The 5072-nt window shown below is 69.0% G+C and carries 5 protein-coding genes and 2 pseudogenes; 6 read left to right on the plus strand and 1 reads right to left on the minus strand.

Translation table 11 applies throughout. The features are described from left to right. Nucleotides 1-148 precede the first annotated feature (148 nt). The 6 genes and pseudogenes from x551_RS18290 (at nucleotide 149) to x551_RS18315 (ending at nucleotide 4875) form a co-directional block, all read left to right on the plus strand. Nucleotides 149-1674: pseudogene (locus x551_RS18290) on the plus strand (aromatic/alkene/methane monooxygenase hydroxylase/oxygenase subunit alpha). A gap of 14 nt (nucleotides 1675-1688) precedes the next feature. After that, a complete protein-coding gene (locus tag x551_RS18295) occupies nucleotides 1689-2021 on the plus strand; it encodes a phenol hydroxylase subunit P4 (protein ID WP_036235628.1) in 333 nt (110 codons plus the stop codon). Between the two features lie 19 nt (nucleotides 2022-2040). Beyond that, nucleotides 2041-2954: pseudogene (locus x551_RS18300) on the plus strand (catechol 2,3-dioxygenase). A 37-nt stretch (nucleotides 2955-2991) separates the two neighbouring features. Continuing rightward, nucleotides 2992-3834, plus strand: a complete 843-nt coding sequence (locus tag x551_RS18305) for an alpha/beta fold hydrolase (RefSeq protein ID WP_036235622.1) — start codon at nucleotides 2992-2994, stop codon at nucleotides 3832-3834. Nucleotides 3835-3845: 11 nt separating this feature from the next. Further along, nucleotides 3846-4136: a DUF1330 domain-containing protein gene (locus tag x551_RS18310; RefSeq protein ID WP_036235619.1), complete on the plus strand. Its 291-nt coding sequence runs from the start codon at nucleotides 3846-3848 to the stop codon at nucleotides 4134-4136. 1 nt (nucleotide 4137) lies between these two features. Continuing rightward, nucleotides 4138-4875 carry an SDR family oxidoreductase gene (locus tag x551_RS18315; protein WP_036235616.1) on the plus strand — a complete coding sequence of 246 codons (738 nt, stop codon included), beginning with the start codon at nucleotides 4138-4140 and terminating at the stop codon, nucleotides 4873-4875. On the opposite strand, the gene x551_RS18320 is transcribed toward x551_RS18315, so the two are convergent. Then, on the minus strand, nucleotides 4869-5072 hold a 204-nt coding region (locus x551_RS18320; protein ID WP_036250006.1), incomplete at its 5' end, for a helix-turn-helix domain-containing protein. The genes x551_RS18315 and x551_RS18320 overlap by 7 nt on opposite strands.

Here is a 5072-nt window from a genome sequence, read left to right on the forward strand (position 1 = left end):
GGCACTGGCCGCACTCGCGCCGCTGGCCGAGCGCCTGTTCGGCACAGCCGCCGGGCGGCAGACGCTCGACGAGGTCGACGCCGCCTTCGGCATGCGCCTGCAACGCCTGGGCCTCGTGGCCGCCTGAAACCCGCCTGGAACCCCCGCCATGACGACCGCAACGCACCGCAAGCTCGGCCTGAAAGACAAGTACGGCCTCCTGACCCGGGGCCTCGGCTGGGACACCAGCTACGTGCCCATGGACCGCGTGTTCCCCCACGACCGTTTCGAGGGCATCAAGATCCACGACTGGGACCGATGGGAAGACCCGTTCCGCGTGACGATGGATTCCTACTGGAAGTACCAGGCCGAAAAGGAGCGCAAGCTTTACGCGGTCATCGACGCCTTTGCACAGAACAACGGGCATCTGAACGTCAGCGACGCGCGCTACATCAACGCCGTCAAGCTCTTCATCACCGGCATCACGCCGCTGGAATACAACGCCCACCGCGGCTTCGCGATGGTGGGCCGCTCGATGCGCGGCGTGGGTCCGCGCATCGCCTGCCAGATGCAGGGCATCGACGAGCTGCGCCATGCGCAGACGCAGATGCACTCGATGAGCCACTACAACCGGCACTTCAACGGCATGCACAGCTGGCCGAAGAACTTCGACCGCATGTGGTACCTGTCGGTCCCGAAGTCCTTCGTCAACGACGCGATGAGCGCCGGGCCCTTCGAGTTCCTGACCGCGATCTCGTTCTCCTTCGAGTACGTGCTGACCAACCTGCTGTTCATGCCCTTCATGAGCGGCGCCGCGTACAACGGCGACATGGCGACCGTCACCTTCGGCTTCTCGGCGCAGAGCGACGAGGCGCGCCACATGACGCTGGGCCTCGAGTGCATCAAGTTCATGCTCGAGCAGGACCCGGACAACCTGCCGATCATCCAGAAGTGGCTCGACAAGTGGTTCTGGCGCGGCTACCGGCTGCTCGGCCTGGTCGGCGTGATGCTCGACTACATGCTGCCCAAGAAGGTGATGAGCTGGCGCGAGGCTGGGAGCAGTACTTCGAGAAGAACGGCGGCGCGCTGTTCGACGACCTGGCGCGCTACGGCATCCGCAAGCCGATGCACCACGAGACCACCGTGCTCGAGAAGGAGCACGTGACCCACCAGCTGTGGCTGATGCTGTGCCAGTACCACTGGGGCCTGGCGCTGCACACCTGGCTGCCCAGCGACGAGGAGATGGACTGGCTTTCGCAGCAGTACCCGAACACCTTCGACCAGCACTACCGGCCGCGCTTCGAGCAGCTCCGGGCGCTGGAGGCCGAAGGCAAGCCCTTCACCAACGCCAGCCTGCCCTGCCTCTGCCAGACCTGCCAGATCCCGATGTGCTTCACCGAACCGGGCGACCCGACGCGCCTCGCGCACCGCTCGAGCCTGTTCCAGGACGAGCGCTTCGTCTTCTGCTCCGACGGCTGCAAGGACGTGTTCGACGGCGAGCCCGAGAAGTACGTGCAGGCGCGGCTGCCGGTGCAGCAATTGCTGCAGGGCCATCTGGGCGGGCCGGAGCTGGCGGACATGATCCGCTTCTGGGGCTACGACCCGGCACTCGACATCGGCCGCTACGAGGGATCGAGCGACCAGCAGCGCTGGGCCCAGGCCAAGGCCCCCGGCGTTGCGGCCCGGGCCGCCTGAGCGGGAGCGCCCCTATGCCCGTCATCGCACTGGAACCCGGCTACGGCGGCATCGTCCGCGACCGGCTGGAAGACTTCAACGGCGTGCAGCTGCTCTTCGTCGAATGGGCGGCGCACCCGCTGATCGCCTGTCCGATCACGCTGCCGGTGCCGCCCGGCACGCGCTTCGGCGAGCTGCTGAGCGGCGCGCTGGCGCAGTCGGTGTTCGGCCAGCAGCCCGACTGGCCCACGGTCGACTGGCGCCGCGCCACCTGGCGCATGAACGACGCGCCCTTCGTGCCCGACCTCGACAAGACCCTGGCCGAGCAGGGTGTCCCCCACAAGGCCTTTCTGACCCTGACCACCTGAAGAGGAGATAAGCATGAGCATGAACGGCGTGATGCGACCCGGCCACGTGGCCCTGCGCGTGCTGGACATGGAAGCCGCGGTGCGCCACTACACCGACGTGCTGGGCCTGGTGGAGACCGGGCGCGACGCTCGGGGGCGCGTCTACTTCAAATGCTGGGACGAACACGACCACCACAGTCTGGTGCTGCGCGAGGCCGACCGCGCAGGACTCGACTACCTGGCTTCAAGGTCGTCGACGAAGCGACGCTGGACCGCCTCGCGGCCGGCATCGATGCCTTCGGCATCACGACGGAGACCGTCCCCGCCGGCGAGCACCTCGCCACCGGGCGGCGCGTGCGCTTCACCGCGCCGACCGGCCAGGTGTTCGAGCTGTACGCCAGCAAGGACGTGGTCGGCAACGGCATGCCGACGGTGAACCCCGGCATCCAGCCCGCGAACCTGAAGGGCATCGCCCCGGTGCGGCTCGACCATGTGCTGGTCTACGGCGCCGATGTCGAAGGCTCGGTGGCGCTGTTCCGCGACGTGCTGGGCTTCCAGGTCACCGAGAGCGTCAGCGACAACGGCAAGTACATGGCGGCGTTCATGAGTTGCAGCACCAAGGTGCACGACATCGCCTTCGTCGGGCTGCCGGGCGAGGGCAAGCTGCATCACATCGCCTTCTACGTCGACTCCTGGAGCGACGTGCTGCGCGCGGCCGACGTGATCTCGATGACCGAGACCTCGCACGACCTGGGGCCGACGCGGCATGGCGCGACGCGGGGGCAGACGGTGTATTTCTTCGACCCGAGCGGGAACCGCAACGAGGCGTTCACCGGGGGCTACATGTGGTACCCGGACCGGCCGCCTTTGCAGTGGACGCCGGATGAGTTGCCGCGGGCCTTGTTCATTCACGAGAAGAAGCTGCGGGACGAGTTCATGAGTGTGGTGACTTGATGGCTGCTTGCAAGACGCTCACGAACACCCCGACACCATGACAAATACCTCCTCGCTGGTCCCGACCGGCGCCCACCAGACCCACCTCACCAGAGCCGGCCAGGGCGAGCCCGTCCTCTTCCTCCACGGCTCCGGCCCCGGCGCCACCGGCCTGTCGAACTGGACCCTCGCCAGCCAAGCCCTCGCGGACGACTGCGAGCTGCTGATCCCCGACCTCGTCGGCTACGGCCAGAGCAGCCACCCCCAGCCCTGCCCGCAGGGCATGCGCCGCTGGATGCGCGTGTGGGTCGACCAGCAACTCGCGCTGCTCGACCAGCTCGGCATCGAGCGCTGCCACCTCGTCGGCAACTCGCTCGGCGGCGCGATCGCGCTGAACCTGCTGATGGAGGCGCCGCAGCGCTTCGACAAGGTGGTGCTGATGGGCCCGGCCGGCGCGCCGATCCCGCTGACCACCGAGCTCGACCGCATCTGGGGCTTCTACGAGGACCCGACGCCGGCGACGATGAAGAACGCCATCCGCTGGTTCTCCTTTGACGAGGGCTTCATCGAGGACCGCCTCGACGACGTGGCCCGCATGCGCCTGGACGCCGCGTTGCGCCCCGACGTGCGGCGCTCCTTCGAGGCGCTGTTCCCGGCGCCGCGCCAGCGCCATCTGGATGACCTGGTGGTGCCCGACGCGGCGCTGCGCCGCATCCCCAACCGCGTGCTGATCATCCACGGCCGCGACGACGCCGTCGTGCCGCTGTCGGGCAGCCTGCACCTGCTGCAGCACCTGACGCAGGTGCAGCTGCACATCGTCGGCCGCTGCAACCACTGGACGCAGATCGAGCATGCCGACACCTTCCACGCGCTGCTGCGCGGCTTCTTCTTCGACAAGTGAGTGGCAAGACCATGAGCGTCTACCTGATCGCGCGCGTGCGCATCCACGACAAGGACACCTACTCGAAGTACACCGCCATCTCGGCACGGCTGGTGGCCGAGTACGGCGGCGAGTTCGTCGCGCGCGGCGGGCCGTCGTTCTGCATGGAGGGCGCGGGCTTCGACGGCCGGCTGGTGATCGTGCGCTTCCCGAGCGCCGAACAGGCGCGCGCCTGGTACGAATCGCCCGAGTACACGGCGGCGCGGGCGATCCGCCAGCCGGTGTCGGAAGCCGAGTTCATGGTGGTGGAAGGGGTCGCCTGACATGGACCTCGGCGTCAAGGGCCACAGCGCCCTGGTGATGGGCGGCTCGCGCGGCCTCGGGCGCGCGATCGCCCAGGCCTTCGCGGAGGAAGGCATGCGCGTCGCCATCTCGGCGCGCGACCCGGAGGTGCTGGCCGCCGCGGCCCGGGAGATCGGCGCCAGCGCCTACCCGGCGTCCTACGACCGGCCCGGCACCGTGCGCGCGCTGGTCGAGGCCGTGCTCGCCGACGCTGGCCGGATCGACGTGCTGGTGGTCAACTCCGGCGGGCCGCGCACCGGAAGCGCCATCGACGCCACCGCCGACGACTGGCAGCGCGCCTTCGAGGACGTCTGGCTGCCCACCACCGAGGCGATCCGCGGCGCGCTGCCGGGCATGATCGAGCGCGGCTACGGCCGCATCCTGGTGCTGACCTCGCTGGCCGCGGTGGAGCCGGAACCCGGCCTCGTCTACTCCAACAGCCTGCGCCCCGGCCTGCACGGCCTGGTCAACACGCTGAGCCGCGAGGTCGCGAAGCACCAGGTCACGGTCAACGCGCTGGTGCCCGGCTACATGAACACCCAGCGCGTGCTCGACATCCAGGCCGACCCGACCGAGATGCATGCGCGCATCCCCGCCGGCCGCTACGGCGAGCCGCACGAACTGGCCGCGCTGGCCGCCTTCCTGGCGTCGCCGCGCGCGAGCTACATCACCGGCCAGGCGATGGCCTGCGACGGCGGGCTGCTCAAGAGCATCTACTGATCGCGCTTCTTGAGCCGGTAGGCGAGCTGTCCGCGGCTCAGGCCCAGCAGCCGCGCCGCGGCGCTGAGGTTTCCCTTGGCGCGCGCGACGGCGGCGTCGAGCAGGGCCGTCTCCAGCGCATCGAGCGCGATGCCCTGCTCGATCGCCTGGTCCGCGAAGCGCCCAGCGTCAGCGCCGGCGAGCCCTCCAGCGCGATG

Source organism: Methylibium sp. T29 (genome assembly GCF_000576205.1).
GTDB classification, from domain to species: Bacteria; Pseudomonadota; Gammaproteobacteria; order Burkholderiales; family Burkholderiaceae_C; genus Methylibium; species Methylibium petroleiphilum.

Excerpts from the sequence above, each read along its gene's own strand:
- x551_RS18295 (WP_036235628.1), top strand. The coding sequence starts at position 1,689 with ATGCCCGTCATCGCACTGGAACCCGGCTACGGCGGCATCGTCCGCGAC.
- x551_RS18305 (WP_036235622.1), top strand. The coding sequence starts at position 2,992 with ATGACAAATACCTCCTCGCTGGTCCCGACCGGCGCCCACCAGACCCAC.
- x551_RS18310 (WP_036235619.1), top strand. The coding sequence starts at position 3,846 with ATGAGCGTCTACCTGATCGCGCGCGTGCGCATCCACGACAAGGACACC.
- x551_RS18315 (WP_036235616.1), top strand. The coding sequence starts at position 4,138 with ATGGACCTCGGCGTCAAGGGCCACAGCGCCCTGGTGATGGGCGGCTCG.